We start from the raw sequence: 22,458 nt of genomic DNA, 5'->3' as shown, positions 1-22,458 counted from the left end.
CCGCGCGTGACCGCGACAGCGGTGCCGGTCGCCGAGGCCGTCGTCGCCGGCGTGCGGGCGGCGGGTGCCCACGACCTGGTCAGCCTGAGCGTGCCCGACGGTCCGGGATGGCGCCGGTCCCGCCCCGGGCAGTTCGTCGTCGTCCCGGCCGACCCGACGGCCGGCCGGATCCTCCCGGAGGTGCTGTGGCTGGCCGGCGTGCACGCGGATCCTGTGCACGGCACCGTGTTCGACCTCCTGCTCCCCGTCGGCCGGGCGGCGCCGGGCCAGGTGGTCAGGGTCCTCGGGCCGCTCGGTCGCGGCTTCGCAGCACCCTCCGAGCCCGTCCCCGTGCTGCTCGTGGGGCACGAGACGGGGGCGGTCCCGCTGCGCTGGCTGCTCGAGGTGCTGCGCGAGCGCGGCTGCGTCGTGCACGTCCTGCTCGGCGCCTCCGACCCGGAGCTGCACCTCGACCTCGTCCACCTGCGCCGCCACGCCCGCACCGTCGTCCTGGCGCTGCCGGAGGACCTGACGGCCACGCTCGCACGGATGCTCGCCGACCCGGCCGTGGACCCCGCCGTCGTGTACGCGGCCGCTCCGGTCCCCGTCCTGCGCGACGTGGCCGAGGAGGCCCGGTCGGCGGGCCGGACGGTGCGGGCCTGCGCGCTGGACCTGGCCGGGGACACCCTGGTCTGCGGCACGGGCCTGTGCGGCGCGTGCGACCTCGAGGTGGTCGACGCCGGCGTCGCACGCGTGCTCCGGCCGTGCCTGGAGGGGCCGGTCCTCCCCGGCGAGTGGCTGCTCGGGGACGAGCCGTCATGAGTCCGCGGAGCGTCGTGCCCCCCGTCTGGCTGGGACCGGGAGCCATCACCGACCCGCGTGCGCTCGCGCGCTTCGTCGACCTGGTCGGTGTGCCGCTGCCGGTCGGACCGGTCACGGCGGGCAGCCGGCGCACGCGGACAGGCGGCACGGTGGTGCACGGGGCCGGGGTGGGGGGGCTGGAGCACGAGGACGCGCACGGGGTGTCGGTGGACTCGGCGGTCGAGCTCCTGTCCTGGGCGTCCGCGCGGGGGCTGAGCGCCTGCCTCGCGGTGCGCGGACGCTCGCCGGGTGACCTCGCCGCGGTCGTCGGGCAGGTCTGCCGGTCGGTCGAGGGTGACGCCGTGGTCGGCGTCGAGGTGGACCTGCGCGGCACGGAGGAGCAGGCGGTGATCAAGGCCATGGCCCGCGTCCGCGAGGCTGCGCCCCGAGGGGTTCTCCTGCTCGCCCGCCTGGGTGCGCTGGACCCTGCGCTCGTGCCCTGCGCAAGGTCGGCCGTGGCCGGGGGTGCCCACGCGGTCGTGGTCGCGGGCCAGGTACCGCTCGGTGCCAGCCGCTGGTGGTCAGGGCCCTCGACCGCAGCGGTGACGCGGTCCGCGCTGCGTCTGCTCCGTCAGGCTGCTGCTGAGCAGCGCTGGCCGGGGGCGCCCCTCGTCGCGGCGGGCGGCATCCACGACCCGACCACTGCGCGGCAGGCGGTGCACGACGGTGCCACGGCCGTCCAGCTCGGGACGGCGCTGTGGGCCGACCCCACGCTGCTCGACCCGGTGCGCCGAGCCGTCCTCGGCACGCGCGAGCGCCCGCCGTCCCCCCGTCCCCCGACGTCCCCGCCCGACGACCCCTGGAGGTAGTCATGACCACCCACTTCGGCGCCCGCCTGTCCCTGGCGATGCAGGAGCACGGCCCCCTGTGCGTGGGGCTGGACCCCCACGCCCAGCTGCTCCGCGACTGGGGGCTGCCGGACAGCCCCGAGGGGCTCGGGTCCTTCAGTCGGACGGTCCTGGACGCCGTCACCGGACGGTGCGCAGCCGTGAAGCCGCAGTCCGCCTTCTACGAACGGCACGGGGCAGCCGGCATCGCGGTCCTCGAAAAGGTCCTGGACACCTGCCGCGACCGCGGTGTGCTGACCGTCCTGGACGTCAAGCGCGGCGACATCGGCTCCACCATGGAGGCCTACGCGGAGGCCTACCTCGCGGACGGGGCGCCACTGGCGGCCGATGCCGTCACGCTGAGCCCCTACCTCGGCTACGGCGCCCTGCGGCCGGCGATCGACCTCGCCCGCTCCACCGGTCGTGGCGTCTTCGTGCTCGCGCTGACCTCCAACGTCGAGGGCCGTGAGGTCCAGCGGGTCGGGCAGCCGTCGGTCGCCTCCAGGGTCGTCGCGCAGGTCGCTCTCGACAACGTGGGTCGGACACCGGTCGGGGACGTCGGGCTGGTCGTGGGGGCCACCCTCGGCACCGTCCCGGCCGAGCTCGGACTCGACCTCGTCGGGTCGGGCGCGCCCGTCCTCGCTCCGGGGGTCGGTGCCCAGGGCGCCGGTCCCGACGACGTCGCCAGGACCTTCGCCGGGCTGACCGAGCGGGTGCTCGTGCCGATCAGCCGCGGGGTGCTCGCTGCCGGCCCCGACCCCACGCAGCTGCGCGACGTCACGGCCCGGTGGACCGCTGACCTGCGCCGAGCCCTGGAGGCCTGAGGTCCCGGGCACGACGGCCCTGGGTTGGCAAGCCCCCGGCCGAGTGGATAAGTTCACTGTGCAGCGGGTCCTCCGCAGCCCACAGACCGATCGAGGAGTTCGACAGTGGCACTTCCCCAGCTGACGCCCGAGCAGCGTGCCGAGGCTCTCGTCAAGGCGGCGGCGGCCCGCCGCGAGCGCGCCGCGGTCAAGAACCGGCTCAAGAACGCCCAGGGCTCGCTCAAGGACGTCATCACCGACGGCAAGGAGAACGACGTCATCGGCAAGATGAAGGTCTCGGCTCTCCTCGAGTCGATGCCGGGGGTGGGCCGGGTCCGGGCTCGTCAGATGATGGAGGAGATCGGGATCTCGGAGAGCCGGCGCGTGCGCGGGCTGGGAGCCAACCAGATCGCCCAGCTGCTCGAGCGCTTCGGCGAGCGCTGAGCACGCACCCAGCCCCGGGCCCAGGGACGAGGGCCGGGGTCACGGCCGGTCCGCGGCTCGTGGTCCTCGCCGGGCCGACGGCCGTCGGCAAGGGGACGGTGGCCGACTACGTCCGCGAGCACCACCCCGAGGTCTGGTTGTCGGTCTCCGCGACCACCCGGCGACCCCGCCCGGGGGAGGTCGAGGGCCAGCACTACCACTTCGTCGACGACGTCGAGTTCGACCGGCTGCTGGCGCAGGAGGACCTGCTGGAGTGGGCGGTCGTGCACGGGCGTGCCCGCTACGGGACCCCGCGACGTCCCGTCGAGCTGGCCCTCGAGCAGGGCCGGCCGGCCCTGCTCGAGATCGACCTGCAGGGCGCCCGCCAGGTGCGGGAGGCCATGCCGGAGGCGCTCTTCGTGTTCCTCGAGCCCCCGTCGTGGGAGGTGCTGGTCGACCGCCTGGTCGGACGCGGCACCGAGTCCCCGGAGGAGCGGGAGGTCCGGCTGGCCACGGCGCGCACCGAGCTGGCCTGCGTCGACGAGTTCGACCGGTCCATCGTCAACGACGATGTCGCCCGGGCCGCCGAGGAACTCGTACACTTGATGGTCGACCCCTCCCACCAGAAGGAAGCGTGACAACGTGACCGGCACCATCGCTCACCCGGACGGCATCACCAACCCGCCGATCGACAGCCTCCTGGAGCGGGCGGACAGCAAGTACGCGCTCGTCATCTACGCCGCCAAGCGGGCCCGCCAGATCAACGCCTACTACGCGCAGCTCTCCGAGGGTCTCCTGGAGTACGTCGGTCCTCTCGTCGAGGCCGACGCCACCGACAAGCCGCTCTCCATCGCCCTGCACGAGGTCGACCAGGGCAAGCTGCACCTCGGCCAGCCCGAGTCCGCCTGACCCTCGGGGCGTCCGCGTGCGCGTGGTGCTCGGGGTCTCGGGGGGGATCGCCGCCTACAAGGCCTGCTCGGTGCTGAGGCTCCTCACCGAGGCGGGGCACCAGGTCAGCGTCGTGCCGACCGCGGCCGCCCTGCGCTTCGTGGGCGCGCCGACGTGGGAGGCGCTCAGCGGTCGCCCGGTCTCCGACCAGGTCTGGGACGACGTGCCCGGCGTCCCGCACGTGCGGCTCGGCCAGCAGGCCGACCTCGTCCTCGTGGTGCCGGCCACGGCCGACCTCCTCGCCCGGGCGTCGCACGGGATCGCCGACGACCTGCTCACCAACACCCTTCTGACCGCCCGCTGCCCCGTCGTGATGGCTCCCGCCATGCACACGGAGATGTGGACCCACCCGGCCACGGTCGCCAACGTCGCGACGCTCCGGGAGCGGGGGACCGTCGTCGTCGAGCCGGCGTCGGGTCGCCTCACCGGGGCGGACACCGGCCCGGGACGCCTGCCCGAGCCGGAGGACATCGTGCGGGCCGCCCTCGCCGCGGTGGCGACCAGGACCGGTCAGCCCCAGGGGCGGCCGGGCCTCCTGACCGGACGGCACGTGGTCGTCACGGCGGGGGGGACGCGGGAGCCCCTCGACCCCGTCCGCTTCCTCGGCAACCGGTCCTCGGGCAAGCAGGGGTATGCCGTGGCCGTGGCCGCCGCGCAGCGCGGTGCCCGCGTGAGCCTGCTGTCCTGCAACGTCGAGATCCCCCCGCCACCGGGCTGCGACGTGACGGCGGTCGAGACGGCACGAGAGCTGGAGGCGGCCGTGCACCGGGTGCTCGCGGAGGACGCGGTCGACGTCGTGGTGATGACGGCGGCCGTGGCCGACTTCCGTCCCGCCCGCTACGCCGGCACGAAGATCAAGAAGACGCACGACGCCGTCGACGACGGCGCACCGGTCGTCGAGCTGGTGCGCAACCCCGACATCCTCGCCGGACTCGTGGAGCGACGCGGCGGTGCGCGCACGCCCTACCTCGTGGGTTTCGCTGCCGAGACCGGCGACGAGGACGGGGACGTCCTCGCTCATGCTCGCGCCAAGCTCGAGCGCAAGGGCTGCGACCTCCTCGTGGCCAACGAGGTGGGCGTCGACACCACCTTCGGCAAGGACACCAGCACGGTGCACCTGCTGCGCCCGGGTTCCGGGGAGGTCGTGACGGTCGGCCCCACGGGCAAGGACCGCATCGCCGAGGCACTGTGGGACGTGGTCGGGCCGGCCCTTGCTGTGGAGGCCCCGGGGCCCGTCGGCGACCAGCCGTAGACTGCCCGCACCGTCAGCAGCCGCTGCAGCCCCGAGGAGACCCATGGCCCGCCTGTTCACGTCCGAGTCCGTGACCGAGGGACACCCCGACAAGATCTGCGACCAGATCAGCGACGGCATCCTCGACGAGCTCCTGCGCCAGGACCCGGGGTCCCGCGTGGCCGTCGAGACCCTCGTCACCACCGGTCTGGTCCACGTCGCCGGCGAGGTCCGCACCCGCGGCTACGCCGACATCCCGCGCATCGTGCGCGAGACGATCCTGGCCATCGGCTACGACAACTCGCACAAGGGCTTCGACGGACGCACCTGCGGCGTGGAGGTCTCGATCGGCGAGCAGTCCGAGGACATCGCGGTCGGGGTGGACACCGCGCTGGCCAGCCGCTCGGTGGCCGAGGCCGACCCGTTCGACGTGCAGGGCGCCGGGGACCAGGGCCTGATGTTCGGCTACGCCTGCGACGACACGCCCGAGCTCATGCCGCTGCCGATCTACCTCGCGCACCGGCTCGCCCAGCAGCTGAGCGCCGTCCGCAAGTCCGGCGAGCTGGACTACCTGCGCCCGGACGGCAAGACCCAGGTCACCATCGCCTACGACGGCGACCGCGCGGTGCGGCTGGAGACCGTCGTGCTGTCCACGCAGCACGCGCCCGAGGTCTCGCTCGCCGACCAGCTCACCCCGGACATCCGCGACCGGGTGATCGAGCCGGTGCTGCGCTCGGCCCAGGCCGACGGCGTCGAGCTGCAGACCGACGACTACCGGATGCTGGTCAACCCCACCGGGATCTTCACGATCGGCGGCCCCATGGGCGACGCCGGGCTGACCGGGCGCAAGATCATCGTCGACACCTACGGGGGCATGGCCCGCCACGGCGGGGGCGCCTTCTCGGGCAAGGACCCGAGCAAGGTGGACCGCTCGGCCGCCTACGCGCTGCGCTGGGTGGCCAAGCACGTCGTGGCGGCCGCGCTGGCGAGCCGGTGCGAGATCCAGGTGGCCTACGCCATCGGGACGGCCCACCCGGTGGGTCTCTACGTCGAGACCTTCGGCACCGAGACCGTCCCGGTCGAGCGCATCCAGGACGCGATCACCAAGGTCTTCGACCTCCGACCCGCCGCGATCGTGCAGGAGCTGAACCTGCTCCGGCCGATCTACCAGCCGACCGCCGCCTACGGGCACTTCGGTCGCACGTCGGCCCCGGGCGTGGACAACGCGTTCACCTGGGAGCGGCTGGACCGCCTGGACGAGCTCCGCTCCGCGGTCTGACGCCGGCACGGGCGGTGAGCAGATGAGCGAGCAGCTCTCCCTCGTGCCGGTCCCGAGCCCGGCGCGCCGGCGGCCGCGCACGACGCCGGTCTCCGACACGCCGCTGGCCGAGGTCGACCCGGTGGCCACGGTGCTCGTCGACACGCCGTTGCCGCACCTGGACCGCCCCTTCGAGTACCTCGTGCCCGCGGAGCTGTCCGGCACGGCGCGCCCCGGCGCGCGCGTCAAGGTGCGCTTCTCCGGTCGTGACCACGACGGCTACGTCCTCGAGCGGCGGGCCGGCGCCGAGCACACCGGGCGTCTCACGCAGCTGCGCCGGGTCGTCAGCCCCGAGTCCGTGCTGACGCCGCACGTGGCGCTGGCGGCGCGAGCGGTCGCCGACCACTACGGCGGCACCCTCGCCGACGTGGTCCGTCTCGCCGTCCCGCACCGGCACGCGAGAGCGGAGCGCACCGTGCCGGAGGCGGCCCGGACCGTCCTGGACGCTGCTGGACCGGACCCGCCCGTCCCGCCCACCCCTGGCGACGGCCCGGCCGAACCGGCGTGGGCGGCCTACCCCGCCGGGGGTGCCCTCCTGCGCCGGCTCGGGGCCGGCCTCGCCCCCGCCGCCGCCTGGCTGGCGCTGCCGGGTGCGCCGCCGGGGCAGGACTGGCCCGCTGCGCTCGCCGCTGCGGTCGCCGCCACCCGCCGGAGCGGTCGCGGCGCCGTCGTCGTGGTGCCCGACCACCGGGACGTCGCCCGGCTCCTCCCGGCGCTGGAAGAGGTGCTCGAGGAGGGGGACTGCGTCCAGCTGACCGCCGATCTGGGCCCGGAGGCGCGCTACCGCGCCTTCCTGCGCGTGCTGCGCGGACACGCGCGGGTCGTGGTCGGCACCCGGTCCGCCGCCTGGGCGCCGGTCGCCGACCTCGGGCTGCTCGTCTGCTGGGACGACGGCGACGACCTGCACCACGAGCCGCGTACCCCCTACCCGCACGTCCGTGAGGTGCTGAGGGTCAGGGCCGGGGTGGAGGAAGCTGGTCTGCTGATCGGCGGCCCGGCCCGCAGCGTGGAGCTGCAGGCCTGGGTGCGCGACGGCACCGTGGCGGACGTCCTGCCCGAGCGTGCGGCGTTGCGGGCGCTGACCCCCGCGGTCGTCGTCGCGGGGGAGGGGCACCAGGAGGACCGGGACCCTGGGGCCCGCACCGCACGGATCCCGTCCGTGGCCTGGCGCGCGCTGCGCGACGGGCTCGAGCACGGGCCGGTGCTGGTCCAGGTGCCCCGCCACGGGTATGTCGTGTCCCTGGCCTGCCAGGACTGCCGGGTGCCTGTCCGGTGCCCGCGCTGCGAGGGACCCGTCGGGCTCCCCGTCGAGGGTGCCACGCCCGCCTGCCGGTGGTGCGGCACGCCCGCCGCTCCGGGCCAGCACTGCCGTTCCTGCGGGTCCGCACGGCTGCGCTCGGTGGCGGTCGGTGAGCTGCGGACCGCCGAGGAGCTCGGCCGCGCCTTCCCCCGGGCGAGGGTGATCAGCTCGGGAGGGGCGCAGGTCGTGGCGGAGGTGGGTCCCGAACCGGCCCTTGTCGTGGCGACGCCGGGGGCCGAGCCCTGGGCACGGGAGGGCTACCGTGCCGTGGCACTGCTCGACGGGTGGCGGCTGCTCGACCGGGCGTCCCTGGACGCCGGCATCGAGGCGCTGCGCCGCTGGACGCTGGCGGCCACGCAGGCCCGCCCGCAGCGGTCGGTGGACCGGACCACGGACTCGGGCGCGCCGGCCCCGAAGGTCGTGCTGTGCGGGGTCCCCCCTCACGGGGGTGTCCCCGCCGTCGAGGCGCTCGTGCGCTGGGACCCGGTGTGGCTGGCCCAGCGAGAGCTCGACGAGAGGGCGGGGCTGGACCTACCGCCCGTGCGCCGGCACGTGGCGGTGCAGGGGCCGGCGCGCGGCGTCCAGGAGGTGGTCCTGGCGCTGGCCCAGAAGGGCCACCTCCAGCTGGCCGACGCGCTCGACCTCGGGTCGGGCCAGGCGCGGTCCCTGGTCCGGGAGTCGGTCGAGGGAGGGCTGGCCACCGCGGTCCGCGAGGTGCGCGCCGGGCGCGGCGCGCGCAAGGCGGAGGACGCCGTCCGCACCGTGCTGGACCCCGCAGACGGCCTTCTCTGACCTCCTCGCGGGTTGACGCGGCGTGAACCTGCGGAAGTCTCAAAACAGTAACGATCCAGTCACCGTGCGGATACGAGTGTGGCTTTCGGGGGGGAGTCGTGCCTATGTTCATCAGGCAACCCCCCCGGCTCGGCACCGGCCGGGTCGTCGTCATGCAGACCACGACCCTGGTGCCAGCCTCTTACTAGGAGGAACATTGAAGATCAGGCGCGCGACCATGGCTGTCGTTGCGGCCGGAGCCCTCGCCCTGGCCGGCTGCACGTCCGACACCACCGACACGGACGACACCGCGACGGGTGCTGGCGAGACGACCGAGGAGGACTCGGGCGACGCGACGGACGACATGTCCGAGACCAGCGACGGCGCCGGCGAGTCCGAGGAGCCGGCGAGCAGCGGCAAGGCCGACCTGGGTGACGTCACCCCCAACGACGACATCGTGTCCTTCTCCACCGGTGCGGAGGAGTACAACGCCTACAACGGCAACACCTCCGCCACCAACTCGACCTACAACGCCACGGTGAACAACCAGCTCATCGGCGGATTCTGGTACTGGGGCACCGACGGCGCCATCTACCCGAACGAGTGGTTCGGCTCCTACGAGGTCACCTCGGAGGACCCGCTCACCGTCGACTACACGATCTCCGACGAGGCCAACTGGTCCGACGGCACCCCGATCACCTCCAACGACTTCCTGCTGGAGTGGGCCTCGTCCAACCCGGCCGCGGTGTTCGGCGAGGCCGACGAGGAGGGCAAGAACGAGGGGTCGTTCGACCCGGTGTCCGACACGTTCGGCAAGTACGTCCCCGACGCCCCCGAGACCGAGGTCGGCTCCAAGACCTTCACGGTCACCTACCCGGAGCCCTACCCGGACTGGGAGCTCGTCGTCTCCGGCGCGCTGCCCTCGCACATCGCCGCGGAGCAGTCCGGCCTCGAGCCCGACGCCCTCGCCCAGGCGATCCTCGACGGCGACGCCGAGACCGTCAACTCGGTCGCGGAGTTCTGGAACACCGGCTGGCTCTTCCCGGACTACCAGGTCACCGACCCGGCCCTGGTCCCCTCCTCGGGTCCGTACACCCTGGACGGCTCCGTCTGGGAGTCCGGTCAGTCCCTGGGCCTGGTCCCCAACGAGGCCTTCTTCGGGCCGATGCCGGCCACCGGCAACCTGGTGTTCAAGTTCGCCGCCCCGGAGACCCACGTCCAGGCCCTGCAGAACGGTGACATCAACGTCATCGAGCCGCAGGCCACCGTGGACACCGTCGACCAGCTCAACGGCATGGGCGACACCGTGGGCGTCCTCACCGGCGACGAGATGACCTGGGAGCACCTGGACTTCAACTTCGCCGAGGGCAGCGTCTTCTCCGACGACGAGGGTGGCCTGGCCGCCCGCGAGGCCTTCGCGATGTGCGTCCCGCGCCAGCAGATCGTGCAGAACCTGATCCAGCCGATCAACCCCGAGGCTGAGGTCCTGAACCTGCGCGAGAAGTTCCCCTTCCAGGACGACTACCAGGAGGTGCTCACCGCCGCCTACGACGGTCGCTTCGACGAGGTGGACATCGAGGGGGCCACGGCCAAGCTCGAGGAGGCCGGCGTCGAGACCCCGGTCGAGGTCCGCATCGGCTACTCCGCGCCCAACCAGCGCCGTACCGACCAGGTCACCACGATCAAGGCGTCCTGCGACGAGGCCGGCTTCAACATCGTGGACGGCGGCGACCCGAAGTTCTTCGAGGCCGGCGGCTCGCTGGAGACCGGTGACTGGGAGATCGCACTGTTCGCCTGGGCCGGCTCGGGCCAGGTGGCCTCCGGTCAGCCGATCTACCAGACCAACGGTGGCCAGAACTTCGGTGGCTTCGCCAACGAAGAGGTCGACGCCGCCTGGGACACCCTGGCGACCTCGAACGACCCGGCCGTCCACCTCGAGCAGGTCAAGATCATCGAGAAGCTGCTGTGGGACAACCTGTACGGCATCCCGGTGTTCGCGCACCCGGGCGTCGTCGGCTACGACACCACTCTCGAGAACGTCCGCCACACCTCGGTCCAGACCGGTGTGTCGTGGAACGCCGAGCAGTGGGTCCGCGCCAACTGACCCGCCGGGCGATCATCGCCTGATGTCGTGCTGACCCAGGTCTCACGACCGGCTCACCGCACGGGGCGGGAGGGCAATGCTGCCCTCCCGCCCCGCTGCGCGCCCGTCTCCCCCCACGCCACACCCCCCGCTGGTGCCAGCGAGGGCGACACCCCGACCCAGGACCACGCACCACCCCGCGAGGTCGGCTAGAGTCCCGGTCACCGAGCCGCCCCCCACGGGCGGTTCCCGCAGGAAGGTCTTCTCCCCGTGCTCCAGTTCATCCTCCGCCGGGTGGCGATCTCCGCGGTGGTCCTGCTCATGGGATCAGCGCTGATGTACTTCGCCACGATCAACTCCGGCGACCCGCTCGCGGACCTGCGCGAGAGCCGCAGGGAAAATCGTGACCAGCTGATGCAGGCCCGCATCGACAACATGAACCTGGACCTGCCCTGGTGGCAGCGCTACCTCACCTGGCTGGGTGGGGCAAGCAAGTGCCTGGTGCTGTCCTGCGACCTCGGTACCACGCGCGACGGGGCCAACATCAACACGATGCTCCTCTCCTCCGCCGGGGCCAGCCTGCGCCTCGTGTCCATCTCGGTGGTGCTGGCCATCTTCATCGGCGTGGCCCTGGGTGTGCTGACCGCCATCCGGCAGTACTCGGGCTTCGACTACGCCATCACCTTCCTGGCCTTCCTGTTCTTCTCGCTGCCGGTCTTCTGGGCGGCGGTCCTGCTCAAGGAGTTCGGCGCGATCCGGTTCAACAACTGGATGGCCGATCCAGCGTTGACGACCACAGCCATCGCCGTCGTGGCCCTGGTCTTCGCTCTGCTCGTGGCCTCCGTCCTCGGGGGCGACCTGAAGCGGCAGGTCCTGACCTTCGTCGTCACCACGGTCGTCGTGTTCGGGACCGTGTGGTACTTCGACAGCATCGGCTGGTGGCGTCAGCCGGCCCTGGGCCTGCCGCTCATCCTCCTCGGCTCCCTGCTCGCCCTCGCCTTCTTCCTGGTCGTCACCGTCGGGCTCGCCGAGCGCAAGATCCTCTACGCCGGCCTGACCACGATCGCCCTGGGCCTCGTCGGCTATGTCGTGACGGCGCCGATCATGGACGACCCGTCCAGTTGGTGGATCGTCCTCGGACTGGGCCTGCTCTCCGTGCTCGTCGGGCTCGCCGTCGGGTGGTTCCTCGGCGGCTTCGAGAAGAAGGTGGCGATGTTCGTGTGCGCGGGCACGGCGCTGGCGTTCGCGGGTCTGGTGTTCACCGACGAGCTGCTGCGCAACTGGGGCGGCTTCCTGGAGATCGCGGCCCGACCGATCAGCACGATCGGGGACACGCGTGTCCCTAACGAGCGGTTCGACGGCAACTTCTGGGAGGACATCTACAACTGGGCCGTCCAGCTGGTGCTGCCCACCATCGTCCTGACCGTCGTCTCGATCGCCGGTTACAGCCGCTACACGCGCGCGTCGATGCTGGAGACCATCAACCAGGACTACATCCGCACGGCCCGCTCCAAGGGACTGTCGGACCGGGTGGTCTACACCAAGCACGCCCTGCGCAACGCGTTGATCCCGATCACCACCATCGTGGCCTTCGACTTCGCCAGCCTCCTGGGCGGTGCCGTCATCACCGAGACGATCTTCGGATGGAAGGGCCTGGGCGCGATGTTCCGCGCCGGACTCAACACCGTGGACCCCGGCCCGGTGATGGCCTACTACCTGGTGGCCGGGGGCGCGGCGGTCCTGATGAACATGATCGCCGACATCGCCTACGCCTTCCTCGACCCGCGGATCCGGCGGTGAGCGCGGCGATGAGCCACCGACCGTCGATGCCGGCCGCCGCTGCGGCGCAGACCCAAAGGACCACCCGATGAGCATCCAGTCCCCCCCGCCGGCCGGCGGGACCGACCCGGAGACCGTCTACTCGGTCGAGAAGCAGCTCGACCTGGAGGCCAAGTCCTACTCCCAGGGCCAGCTGGTGCGCCGTCGCTTCTTCCGGCACCGCGGAGCGATGGTCTCGCTCGCGGTGCTGATCGCGGTCACGATCTTCGCCTTCACCTCGATCGGCTACGGCTTCGTGCCCGGCTGGTGGAACAAGAACTACTGGGAGGGCGCCCTCGTCGAGAACATGGGCCGTCCCACCCTGCAGCTGTGGCCCCCCCAGGTGGGGGAGTACCCCTTCGGCCAGGACAACGCGGGCAAGGACTACTTCGCCCTGACCATGCGCGGCACCCAGCGCTCGCTCATCGTCGCCTTCACCGTCGGCCTGATCTCCACCGTGATCGGGACCGCGATCGGCGCCATCGCGGGCTACTACCGCGGCTGGGTCGAGTCGATCCTGATGCGCCTGACCGACCTGTTCATCGTCATTCCCGGCCTGGTCCTGGCGGCCGTGTTCGGCAAGATGGCCGACGGCGGGATCTGGCCGCTGGCGTTCCTCCTGTCGGTGATCGGCTGGACCGGGCTGGCGCGGCTGGTGCGCGGCGAGGTGCTGTCGCTGCGCGAGCGCGAGTTCGTCACCGCGGCCGAGGCGATCGGCACCAACTCCGGGCGCATCATCTTCAAGCACATCCTGCCCAACACCATCGGCACGATCATCGTCAGCGCCACGCTGGCGATCGCCGCGACGATCCTCACGGAGTCGGCGCTGTCCTTCCTCGGCTGGGGCGTGCGGGCCCCGGACACCTCGCTCGGCCTGCTGATCTCGACCTACCAGAACAGCTTCCAGAACCGGCCCTGGCTCTTCTGGTGGCCCGGCATGATCATCCTCACCATCGCCCTGTCCGTGAACTTCCTCGGCGACGGGCTCCGAGACGCCTTCGACCCCCGTCAGAACAGGACCGCCGACTGATGTCCACGCCCACCGACAGCTACTCCAGCGAGGTCTTCACCGGTTCCGGCACCCCCGTCGAGGGGGAGGAGGTCGTCCTTTCCTTCGACGACGTCGACGTCCGCTTCAAGACCGAGTTCGGCAGCGTCCACGCCGTCAAGGGCGTCGACCTCAAGGTCCGGCCCGGCGAGGTCGTCGCGCTGGTCGGGGAGTCCGGCTCCGGCAAGTCGGTCACCTCGATGACCGCGATGCGGCTGCTGCCGCGCAACGCCACCATCGGGGGCGCCGTCAACGTCGCGGGCAAGGAGGTGGGCCGGCTCACCGAGAACAGCATGCGACGGCTGCGGGGCAACGACGTGGCGATGGTCTTCCAGGAGCCGATGACCGCCCTGAACCCGGTGCTCACCATCGCCACCCAGATGGTCGAGTCGATGGAGCTGCACGGGATCGCCCGGGGTCAGCACGCCGTCGACCGCGCCGTCGAGCTGCTCGGCATGGTCGGCATCCCCGAGCCCGAGCGGCAGATGAAGAAGTATCCGCACGAGCTCTCCGGCGGCCAGCGGCAGCGCGTGGTCATCGCCATCGCGATCAGCTGCGACCCCAAGGTCATCATCGCCGACGAGCCCACCACCGCCCTGGACGTCACCGTGCAGGCCGACATCCTCGACCTGCTGCGCTCGCTCAAGGACAAGCTGAACACCGGCATCCTGCTCATCACCCACAACATGGGCGTGGTGGCCGACATGGCCGACCGGGTCGCCGTCATGTTCAAGGGCGAGATCGTCGAGCGGGGCACGGTGGAGGAGGTCCTCCTGCGTCCCCAGCACGAGTACACCAAGATGCTGCTGGGGTCGGTCCCGCGCATGGGGGCCGGCCGCGGCCAGATGGACATCCGCGTCAAGGAGGAGGTGGACGCGAACGCCCCCCTGGCGATCGAGCTCAAGAACCTCGTCATCGAGTACCAGCGCCTGGGCAAGCCGCCGTTCCGCGCCGTCGACGACGTCAGCTTCGACGTCCGCGTGGGGGAGATCGTCGGCCTGGTCGGCGAGTCGGGCTCAGGCAAGTCCACCATCGGGCGGTGCGCCCTCGGCCTGATCCCGGCGGCCAGCGGCGAGTTCCGTCTGATGGGCCAGGACGTGACCAACCTGCGCAAGAGCGAGCTCAAGGCGCTGCGCAAGCGTATCGGCGTGATCTTCCAGGACCCGGCGGCCTCCCTGAACCCGCGTCTGCCGATCGGTGACTGCATCGCCGAGCCGATGGTCGTGCACAAGGTGGGCGACCGCAAGGAGCGCGAGAACAAGGTGTACGAGCTCCTCGAGGCGGTCCAGCTGCCCCGCGAGGTCTACAACCGCTACCCGCACGAGGTGTCGGGGGGTCAGCGCCAGCGCATCTGCGTGGCGAGGGCGCTGAGCCTGGACCCCGAGCTCCTCGTCGCCGACGAGCCGACCTCGGCGCTCGACGTCTCCGTCCAGGCCCGCGTGCTGAAGATCTTCGCCGAGCTGCAGGACCAGTTCGGGTTCGCCTGCCTGTTCATCAGCCACGACCTGGCCGTCATCGACCTCCTGGCCCACAAGGTGGTCGTCCTGCAGAACGGGGAGGTCGTCGAGGCGGGCCCCCGCGAGCAGATCATGGAGCACCCGCGGGAGGACTACACCCAGCGGCTCATCGCCGCCGCCCCGGTCCCCGACCCCATCGAGCAGGGTCGCCGCCGCCGCGAGCGCCACGAGCTGCTCCGCCAGCAGGGGGAGGAGATCGTGGAGCTGAAGATCGACGACATCGACGACTTCCGCGGGACCATCTCGCGCGAGGCGGACAAGCTCTGAGCCACACCCCCCGTGACGTCGGCGGCGGCCCCACCCGCGAGGGTGCGGGCCGCCGCGGCACGTCGCCACAGGGACGCACCCCGCAACCAGGAGGTATGTCGTGAAGGTTGTCTTCGCCGGGACCCCCCAGGTGGCCGTGCCGACCCTGGAGGCGCTCCTGCGCTCACCGCACGAGGTGGTCGGGGTGCTCACCCGGCCCGACGCCGCCGCGGGACGTGGTCGGCACACCCGACCCTCGCCGGTGCGCCAGGTCGCCGAGGAGCACGGTCTTCCGGTGCTCGCCCCGGCCCGGCTGCGCGAGGGCGGCGTGCGCGAACAGCTGGGACGATGGGCGCCCGACGTGGTCGCGGTGGTTGCCTACGGTGCCCTCGTCCCATCCGAGCTGCTGCAGCTGCCCGCCCACGGCTGGGTCAACCTCCACTTCTCGCTGCTGCCCGCCTGGCGGGGTGCTGCGCCGGTGCAGCATGCCGTGATGGCCGGCGACGAGCTCACCGGTGCGGTGACGTTCGTGCTCGAGGAGGGTCTGGACACCGGACCGGTGCTGGGGAGCCTGACCGAGAGGATCGGTCCGCGCGACACCGCCGGAGACCTCCTCGCGAGGCTCTCCCGTGCCGGGGCCGACCTGGTGGTCGCCACCTTCGACGCGCTCCAGCGCGGAGAGCTGGCGCCACGCCCGCAGCCGGCCGACGGCATCACCCATGCCCCCAAGCTCGGCGTGGACGACGCCCGGATCGTGTGGTCGCACCCGGCCTTCGTCGTCGACCGGCTGGTGCGCGGGTGCACGCCCGCACCAGGCGCGTGGACGACCTGGCGGGGCGAGCGGGTCAAGGTGCTGCCCGTCGAGCCCGTCGACGCGCTCGAGGACACGCTGGCGCCCGGCGAGGTCCTCGTACGGCGGCGCGAGGTGCTCACCGGCACGGCGACCTCCCCGGTCCGCCTCGGCGAGGTCCAGCCCCAGGGCAGGAAGGTCATGGCCGCGGTCGACTGGGCCCGGGGCGTGCGCCCGGCGACGGGGGAGCGGTTCGATGGCTGAGCGAGACGACGCGACCGGGCGCGGCACCCCCTCCGGGCGACGAGGGCCCCGTCGCAGGTCCGCCCAGACCCCCACGCAGCGGGACCGCGGGGGAGACCCGGCCCGGGACACGGCATACCTGGTGCTGAGGGCCGTGCACGAGGACGGTGCGTACGCCAACCTCGAGCTCCCGGCGGCCCTGCGCCGGGCCCGGCTGTCGGGCCGGGACGCGGCGTTCGCCACCGAGCTCACCTACGGCACCCTGCGGATGCAGGGGCTCTACGACGCCGTGGTCGCCCACGCGGCCGACCGTCCTGCGGACCGCATCGACCCGCCGGTGCTGGACGTGCTGCGCCTGGGCGTGCACCAGCTGCTCGGGATGAGGGTCCCCGACCACGCGGCCGTCAGCGCGACCGTGGGTCTGGCCCGCCAGCACGTCGGCCAGGGCCCCGGAGGGTTCGTCAACGCCGTGCTGAGGCGGGTCACCGAACGGGACCGGGAGACCTGGGTGCAGCTCGTGACGCAAGAGGTGGCCGAGGAGGTGGCTCGGCTGGCGCTCGAGCACTCGCACCCGGAGTGGATCGTGCGTGCCCTGCGCGCTGCCCTGGTCGCCAACGGCAGCGAGGAGCCGGAGGTCGAGCTGCGCGAGCTTCTGGCGGCGCACAACGTCCCCGGCGAGCTCACGCTCGCAGCACGCCCGGGCCTGCTGGACGAGGACGAGCTCCGCGCCGCCGGTGCCCACCCCGCGGCGATCGCGTCCACCGCCTGGACGCTGCCGTCCGGAGACCCGGGCGAGCTCGTCGCCGTGCGCGACGGTCGGGCGGCTGTCCAGGACGCCGGGTCGCAGCTGCTGACCCTCGCCCTGGTCGACGCGCCGCTCGAGGGTCCGGACGAGAGGTGGTTGGACCTGTGCGCCGGGCCGGGGGGCAAGGCCGGGCTGCTCGCCGCCCTGGCGCTGCGGCGCGGTGCCGCCCTGCGGGCCATCGAGGTCAGCGCGCACCGGGCCGAGCTCGTGCGCCATACCCTGCGCGGAGCGGTCGCGGCCGGTGCCGAGGTCGAGGTCACGGTCGGGGACGGACGGGACGTGGGACGGGAGGAGCCGGGACGCTACGACCGGGTGCTGGTGGACGCGCCGTGCACCGGTCTGGGCGCCCTGCGCCGTCGGCCCGACGCACGCTGGCGACGGACGCCCGCGGACCTCACCGGCCTGGGACCGCTCCAGCGTGACCTGCTGTCCTCGGCCCTCGACGCCACGCGTCCCGGGGGTCTCGTCGCCTACGCGACCTGCTCGCCGCACATCGCCGAGACGCACCTGGTGGTCCGCGACGTGCTCAAGCGCCGCGACGACGTGGAGCTGGTGGACGTGCGTCCCCTCCTGCGCGACCGTTCCGGGGAGCGGCTGGCCGGCACCGGCGTGGACGACCAGCTCTGGGCCCAGCTGTGGCCCCACCGGCACGGCACCGACAGCATGTTCGTGGCCCTGCTGCGTCGCCGTTAGGGTGAGCGCCATGCCCGACCGGACGCTGCAGATCAGCCCCTCGATCCTGTCCGCCGACTTCGCGAACCTTGAGCGCGAGCTGGCCCGCATCGGCTCGGCGGACTGGGCGCACGTGGACGTCATGGACAACCACTTCGTGCCCAACCTCACCCTGGGTCTGCCGGTGGTCGAGGCCCTGGCACGGGTGAGCCCGGTACCGCTCGACTGCCACCTGATGATCGAGGACCCGGACCGCTGGGCCCCGGGGTATGCCGAGGCCGGCGCCCGGTCGGTGACCTTCCACGTCGAGGCGGTGGCCGATGCCGTCGCCACCGCCCGTGCCATCCGGTCCGCCGGGGCCAGGGCGGCTATCGCCCTCAGGCCGGGGACGGCGTTCGAGCCCTACGAGGAGCTGCTCGACGAGGTGGACATGGTGCTGGTGATGACCGTCGAGCCGGGCTTCGGGGGGCAGTCCTTCATGGACGACCAGATGCCGAAGGTGCGGGCCGTGCGGGAGGCTGTGCGCCGGCGCGGTGGAGAGATCTGGGTGCAGGTGGACGGGGGCGTGTCCGCGGACACGATCGGGCGGTGCGTGGAGGCGGGCGCGGACGTGTTCGTGGCCGGGTCGGCCGTCTACGGCGCTGCCGACGCAGCCGGACAGATCGCCCGGCTGCGCGGGCTGGCCGGGCGGCACCAGCACCGGGTCCCGCCGCCACGGGGGTAGGATCGGTGGCGCACACGTGCTCCGGGGTCGGTGTAATTCCGAACCGGCGGTGACAGTCCGCGACCCGGTCGCAGCCAGCGGCCGGTTGACCTGGTGAAACTCCGGGACCGACGGTGAAAGTCCGGATGGGAGGCAGCACGCGAGCCGTTCTGGCGAACGGCGGTGCCCGAGGCGCCGGCGACGGCATACCCCTCGGGCTCCTCCCTCGTCCGTCGGCTCGTCCGCTTCGCGCACGACACCCCCGGCGCCCACACCACCTGGTGGCCCGGGACGACCCCGGGTCATCCGATCCGAGAGGACGCGCGTCGTGGACGTCTGGAACGACATCTTCACTGCACAGCTGACCATCGCCGGTCACACCATCGCCTGGCGGGAGGTCGTCGGCAACGGCTTCGGGCTCGCCTCGGCGATCCTGGGGATGCGCCGCAAGGTCTGGGCCTGGCCGGTCGGCATCGTCGGCAACCTGCTGCTGTTCACCGTGTTCATGGGGGTCTGGTTCTCCAACCCGCAGGAGCACAGCCTCTTCGGACAGGCCGCGCGGCAGGTCTTCTTCATCCTCACCAGCGTCTACGGCTGGTGGGCCTGGAACCGGTCCCGCAAGGGTCGGGCCAAGGGTGCCCCCGCGATCACCCCGCGCTGGGCCACGGCCCACGAGCGCACCACCTACCTGATCAGCGCGGTCGTCCTCGTCGTCCTGAGCCAGTGGGTCTTCGCCCAGGTGGGAGCCGGCTGGCCCGCACCCCGCTGGTACTACTGGACCGACGCGTGGATCTTCGTCGGCTCGATGCTGGCCACCTACGCGATGGCCCGCGGCTGGGTGGACTTCTGGCTGGTCTGGATCGCCGTCGACCTCGTCGGGGTGCCGCTGCTGTGGCACTCCGGCTACTACCCCTCGGCCATCCTCTTCATGGTCTACGGAGCCTTCGTCATCTGGGGCTTCGTGGTGTGGAAGAAGGCTGCCCGGGTCGAGGCGCCGACCGGGGGCGGTCCGTCCCTGGCGGAGCCCGAACGTAGTCTGACGCCATGAGTCCATCGGCGCCACGGCGGTCCCCGTACGACACCTTCCGCCCTGTCACGGGTGCCTGGGTCGCACGGGGCACGGCCGTCGCGTCGGTCGTCGTCTTCGCTGTGGTGGCCCTGGTCGGACCCGTCCCCCTCGGGTCGGACCCGGCTGCGCTGCTCCTCAACCGCGTCGCCATCGCCCTCATCGGGGTGGCGATCGCGGCCTTCCTGTGGCGCTACGCCCTCATCCGGGCCGTGCCCACCGCCGGGGGGCTGGTGGTGGTCAACCTCTTCCAGACGCGGGAGCTGGAGTGGGCGCAGATCGTGCGGGTCGGTTTCGCCGGCGGCGCGCCCTGGGCGGTGCTCGAGCTGACCGACACCGAGGAGCTGCCGATCATGGCTCTGCAGCGCGCGGACGGGCAGCGGGCGCGCCGGGAGGCCTCCCGGCTGGCGGCCCTCATCGAGCACCACCAGCGCAGCCCCGAGCGTCCTCAGCCGGGCTGAGGGCTGGTCGGCGGAGCGTCGTCCGGCGAGGACGGGTCGAACTCCTCGCGGGTCGCCGGCAACCGCCGGCGCGCCTCCGAGAGCTGCATCCCGGACAGGACCAGCAGGTCGACGACGGTGGAGCGGACCTGGGCCCGCATGACCTCGGCCGACAGCCCGGCCCGTGGGTGGCTCCACGTCGAGCGCCGCGCCAGGTTCACCAGGTCTTCCCTCGTCGCCGACAGCGGTCCCTGACGCTCGAGCTGCTCCTGCACCGTGGCCGCCGCCTCAGCCAGGCCGGCGACCATGTCGATGTAGGTGTCGGGGACGAACTCCTCGTCCTCCACGGCCGCCTCGGCGCGCCGCGCCAGCACGCGCACGTTGCGGATGGCCAGGTCCAGCGGGCCGAGGATGCCCTGGATCTCGCGCACGTCGTCGCGGTGCTCGCCCGACAGCAGCGGCGCGAGCCGGGCTGCCGCAGAGGCTTCCGCGGTCGTGGCGCGCAGGCTCTCCAGCTCCCGGGACAGCTCCCGCGCGGTGCGGAGCGCAGTGCTGGCGCGACCGTGGTCACGGTTGCGCAGCGCCTGCGTCGTCTCGGTCAGCACCTCCGCGAGGTGGCCCACGATCGCGATCGCCCGTTCCCTCGGCCGCTGGGTCGTGGACCGCACCGGGGCCAGCATCGCGATGAGCAGCGCCACCCCGCCCCCCACGACGGCGTCCAGCCAACGGCTGAGCGCCTCGCCGTCGCCAGCCACGAGCACGGTGAGCATGACCCCCTGGATCCCGGCCTGCATCATCAGCAGCTGGCCGGCGCCCAGCAGCACGGCGAGCGCCATGGCGACGACCGCTACGGCGAAGATCTGCCACAGGCCGGTCCCGAAGGCGTGGACCAGCAGGTCACCGGTGAGGATCCCGATGGCCACGCCGATCGTGAGCTCGACGATCCGTCGCACCCGGTCCCCGTAGGTCAGCCCCAGGCAGATCATCGCGGTGATCGGGGCGAAGAAGGGCAGCGGGTGGTCGAGCAGGCCGTGGGCCACCCACCAGGCCGCGGTCGCCCCGGCCGCGACCTGCACGATGAGCCAGGCCCGGGCCCGCAGCCGCACGAGCCGACCGCGCGCGGCGCCGGGGGTCAGCTCGTCCAGCAGGGGGTCGATGACGGCGTGACCGGCCTGGGCGGCCTGGTCGCGGGCTCTGCTCATGGAGCCAGTGTGACCCACCGGGTGCGGCCCGTCACCGTGTCGACGACCACGTCGGCCGCGGGCTGGTGCGCGGCGGGGAAGAGGGTCTCCTCCTGGGCGGCCCACTCGTCCCAGTGCCCGGCGAAGACGTCCCCGTCGCGCCGCAGGGCACGGTCCCGGCGCACGTCCGTGGGGGCCTCGAGCCAGACCCGCAGGTCGAGCAGGTGGGTGCAGGCCGAGACGAGCGTGCCCACGCCCTCGACGACGACCGCGTCGGCCAGGGGCACCTGCACCCGGGGGCCGGGGCGGTCGGCCACCCAGTCCCAGGAGGTGAACGCACCCTCCTCGCCCCGCGACAGCGGGGTGATGACGTCTGCGCACAGGGGTGGCAGTGCAGCTGCCAGGCCGCTCCACCCCGGGTAGAGGTCGTCGAGGTGGACCTGGGCGCAGGAGTGCCCTGCCGCCTCGACCCGCACGGCCAGCGCCTCGGCGAGGTCGGTCTTGCCGGAGCCGCTGCGTCCGTCGACGCCGACGACGACGGGGCGGGCGGCGGAGCGGGGGCCGCGCGCGAGGAGCAGGCCCCTCAGCCCGGCCCAGACGTCGTCGGCCGCTGCCGAGGGGTCAGGCGGCACGCGTGTGACCGGTGAGCGCCTCGATGTCGGCGTCCGTCCCCTCGGCGCGCAGGCGGGCGACCCCGGTGCGGCCGAAGGCGTGCAGGATCAGCTCCAGGGGGGTGCCGCGCAGGACCACGGTGCCGCCGCCGGGGCGCGGCCCGCGCAGCGCCACCCGCCCGTGCACCTCGCCCTCGGCCACCGCGACCACCCCGACGGGGGCGGAGCGGTAGTGCAGCCGCCCCACCGTCGTCAGGGTCCGCCACAGGACCAGCTGCGTGCGCCGGTCGAGCTCCGTGGGCGCCCACCCGGGCTGGGCCCGCACCATGTCCTCGTGGTGGATCGCCAGCTCGGCGGTGTTGGCCGGCTCACCGATGGCCGGCAGCCGGGTCGGCCACCAGCGGGGCGGGCCGGAGGCGAACCGGGCGACGAGCTCCTCGAAGGGGAGCGCGGCGAGGGAGGCCTGGACCCCTGCGGTATGCCGCTTCAGCGCGGGGACGTCCAGGCCGATCCCGGGCAGCGCGTCGGGCCGGGACTCCCGCACCACGAGGTGCGCGACCAGCTCGCGGACGTCCCAGGGGGTGCACAGGGTGGGGGCCTCCGGGCCCAGGGCGGTGGCGGTGGCGGCGACCAGATGGCGCAGGGCGGTGTCGGTGGGCATGCCCCCATCCCATCACGGGTCGGCACGCGGCCGGGACGGCCACCGGACCGTGGCAGGATGAGTCCTCGGCACCCCACCCCTCGGCTCAGCCCCGGGCGAAGCCCTGCCCCAAC

At 72.9% G+C, this 22,458-nt stretch carries 21 protein-coding genes and 1 riboswitch; of the genes, 18 read left to right on the top strand and 3 right to left on the bottom strand.

Going from position 1 to position 22,458, the window contains the following annotated elements; genetic code table 11:
- The first annotated feature begins 6 nt into the window (after positions 1-6).
- From ACI3ET_RS11445 to ACI3ET_RS11360, 18 genes are all read left to right on the top strand, one after another.
- Positions 7-801: an iron-sulfur cluster-binding protein gene (locus ACI3ET_RS11445; RefSeq protein ID WP_405033176.1), complete on the top strand. Its 795-nt coding sequence runs from the start codon at positions 7-9 to the stop codon at positions 799-801.
- Positions 798-1,649, top strand: a complete 852-nt coding sequence (locus tag ACI3ET_RS11440; RefSeq protein WP_405033175.1) for a hypothetical protein — start codon at positions 798-800, stop codon at positions 1,647-1,649. The genes ACI3ET_RS11445 and ACI3ET_RS11440 overlap by 4 nt, the downstream gene beginning before the upstream one ends.
- Positions 1,650-1,651: 2 nt before the next feature.
- Entirely contained in the window at positions 1,652-2,491 is an 840-nt protein-coding gene (gene pyrF, locus ACI3ET_RS11435) for an orotidine-5'-phosphate decarboxylase (RefSeq protein ID WP_405033174.1), read from the top strand.
- 105 nt (positions 2,492-2,596) lie between these two features.
- Positions 2,597-2,914, top strand: a complete 318-nt coding sequence (gene mihF, locus ACI3ET_RS11430) for an integration host factor, actinobacterial type (protein ID WP_405033173.1) — start codon at positions 2,597-2,599, stop codon at positions 2,912-2,914.
- Between the two features lie 59 nt (positions 2,915-2,973).
- Positions 2,974-3,531 carry a guanylate kinase gene (gmk, locus tag ACI3ET_RS11425; protein ID WP_405033172.1) on the top strand — a complete coding sequence of 186 codons (558 nt, stop codon included), beginning with the start codon at positions 2,974-2,976 and terminating at the stop codon, positions 3,529-3,531.
- A 4-nt stretch (positions 3,532-3,535) separates the two neighbouring features.
- Entirely contained in the window at positions 3,536-3,802 is a 267-nt protein-coding gene (gene rpoZ / locus ACI3ET_RS11420) for a DNA-directed RNA polymerase subunit omega (RefSeq protein ID WP_405033171.1), read from the top strand.
- A gap of 16 nt (positions 3,803-3,818) precedes the next feature.
- A complete protein-coding gene (gene coaBC, locus ACI3ET_RS11415) occupies positions 3,819-5,093 on the top strand; it encodes a bifunctional phosphopantothenoylcysteine decarboxylase/phosphopantothenate--cysteine ligase CoaBC (protein ID WP_405033170.1) in 1,275 nt (424 codons plus the stop codon).
- A 43-nt stretch (positions 5,094-5,136) separates the two neighbouring features.
- Positions 5,137-6,351 (top strand): methionine adenosyltransferase, encoded by a 1,215-nt coding sequence (gene metK, locus ACI3ET_RS11410; protein ID WP_405033169.1) that lies wholly within the window; start codon positions 5,137-5,139, stop codon positions 6,349-6,351.
- Positions 6,352-6,373: 22 nt separating this feature from the next.
- Positions 6,374-8,482, top strand: coding sequence for a primosomal protein N' family DNA-binding protein (locus ACI3ET_RS11405; RefSeq protein ID WP_405033168.1), 2,109 nt, complete (start codon positions 6,374-6,376; stop codon positions 8,480-8,482).
- Positions 8,483-8,699: 217 nt separating this feature from the next.
- Positions 8,700-10,565 carry an ABC transporter substrate-binding protein gene (locus ACI3ET_RS11400; protein WP_405033167.1) on the top strand — a complete coding sequence of 622 codons (1,866 nt, stop codon included), beginning with the start codon at positions 8,700-8,702 and terminating at the stop codon, positions 10,563-10,565.
- Positions 10,566-10,814: 249 nt separating this feature from the next.
- The gene (locus ACI3ET_RS11395) at positions 10,815-12,344 is read left to right on the top strand and encodes an ABC transporter permease (protein WP_405033166.1); all 1,530 of its coding nucleotides are present in this window, start codon (positions 10,815-10,817) and stop codon (positions 12,342-12,344) included.
- 67 nt (positions 12,345-12,411) lie between these two features.
- A complete protein-coding gene (locus tag ACI3ET_RS11390; RefSeq protein WP_405033165.1) occupies positions 12,412-13,392 on the top strand; it encodes an ABC transporter permease in 981 nt (326 codons plus the stop codon).
- The gene (locus ACI3ET_RS11385; RefSeq protein ID WP_405033164.1) at positions 13,392-15,194 is read left to right on the top strand and encodes an ABC transporter ATP-binding protein; all 1,803 of its coding nucleotides are present in this window, start codon (positions 13,392-13,394) and stop codon (positions 15,192-15,194) included. Before ACI3ET_RS11390 ends, ACI3ET_RS11385 begins: the two co-directional genes overlap by 1 nt.
- Positions 15,195-15,294: 100 nt before the next feature.
- The gene (fmt, locus tag ACI3ET_RS11380) at positions 15,295-16,227 is read left to right on the top strand and encodes a methionyl-tRNA formyltransferase (protein WP_405033163.1); all 933 of its coding nucleotides are present in this window, start codon (positions 15,295-15,297) and stop codon (positions 16,225-16,227) included.
- Positions 16,220-17,704, top strand: coding sequence for an RsmB/NOP family class I SAM-dependent RNA methyltransferase (locus ACI3ET_RS11375; RefSeq protein ID WP_405033162.1), 1,485 nt, complete (start codon positions 16,220-16,222; stop codon positions 17,702-17,704). Before fmt ends, ACI3ET_RS11375 begins: the two co-directional genes overlap by 8 nt.
- A 10-nt stretch (positions 17,705-17,714) precedes the next feature.
- Positions 17,715-18,407, top strand: coding sequence for a ribulose-phosphate 3-epimerase (gene rpe / locus ACI3ET_RS11370; RefSeq protein ID WP_405033161.1), 693 nt, complete (start codon positions 17,715-17,717; stop codon positions 18,405-18,407).
- 12 nt (positions 18,408-18,419) lie between these two features.
- A riboswitch (FMN riboswitch) is annotated at positions 18,420-18,550 on the top strand.
- 164 nt (positions 18,551-18,714) lie between these two features.
- Positions 18,715-19,434 (top strand): nicotinamide riboside transporter PnuC, encoded by a 720-nt coding sequence (gene pnuC, locus ACI3ET_RS11365; protein ID WP_405033160.1) that lies wholly within the window; start codon positions 18,715-18,717, stop codon positions 19,432-19,434.
- A complete protein-coding gene (locus ACI3ET_RS11360) occupies positions 19,431-19,913 on the top strand; it encodes a PH domain-containing protein (RefSeq protein WP_405033159.1) in 483 nt (160 codons plus the stop codon). Before pnuC ends, ACI3ET_RS11360 begins: the two co-directional genes overlap by 4 nt.
- Here the strand turns inward: ACI3ET_RS11360 and ACI3ET_RS11355 are convergent.
- The 3 genes from ACI3ET_RS11355 to ACI3ET_RS11345 are packed head-to-tail and all read right to left on the bottom strand — an operon-like array spanning position 19,901 to position 22,345.
- Entirely contained in the window at positions 19,901-21,094 is a 1,194-nt protein-coding gene (locus ACI3ET_RS11355; RefSeq protein WP_405033158.1) for an FUSC family protein, read from the bottom strand. The genes ACI3ET_RS11360 and ACI3ET_RS11355 overlap by 13 nt on opposite strands.
- Positions 21,091-21,705: a uridine kinase family protein gene (locus tag ACI3ET_RS11350; protein WP_405033157.1), complete on the bottom strand. Its 615-nt coding sequence runs from the start codon at positions 21,703-21,705 to the stop codon at positions 21,091-21,093. The genes ACI3ET_RS11355 and ACI3ET_RS11350 overlap by 4 nt, the downstream gene beginning before the upstream one ends.
- Positions 21,695-22,345: a TIGR03085 family metal-binding protein gene (locus ACI3ET_RS11345; RefSeq protein ID WP_405033156.1), complete on the bottom strand. Its 651-nt coding sequence runs from the start codon at positions 22,343-22,345 to the stop codon at positions 21,695-21,697. The genes ACI3ET_RS11350 and ACI3ET_RS11345 overlap by 11 nt, the downstream gene beginning before the upstream one ends.
- Positions 22,346-22,458: the final 113 nt, after the last annotated feature.

This window comes from Ornithinimicrobium jinqii (genome assembly GCF_045032595.1).
In the GTDB taxonomy this organism is placed as follows: domain Bacteria; phylum Actinomycetota; class Actinomycetes; order Actinomycetales; family Dermatophilaceae; genus Ornithinicoccus.
This window is presented reverse-complemented; position numbering and strand designations above follow the sequence as displayed.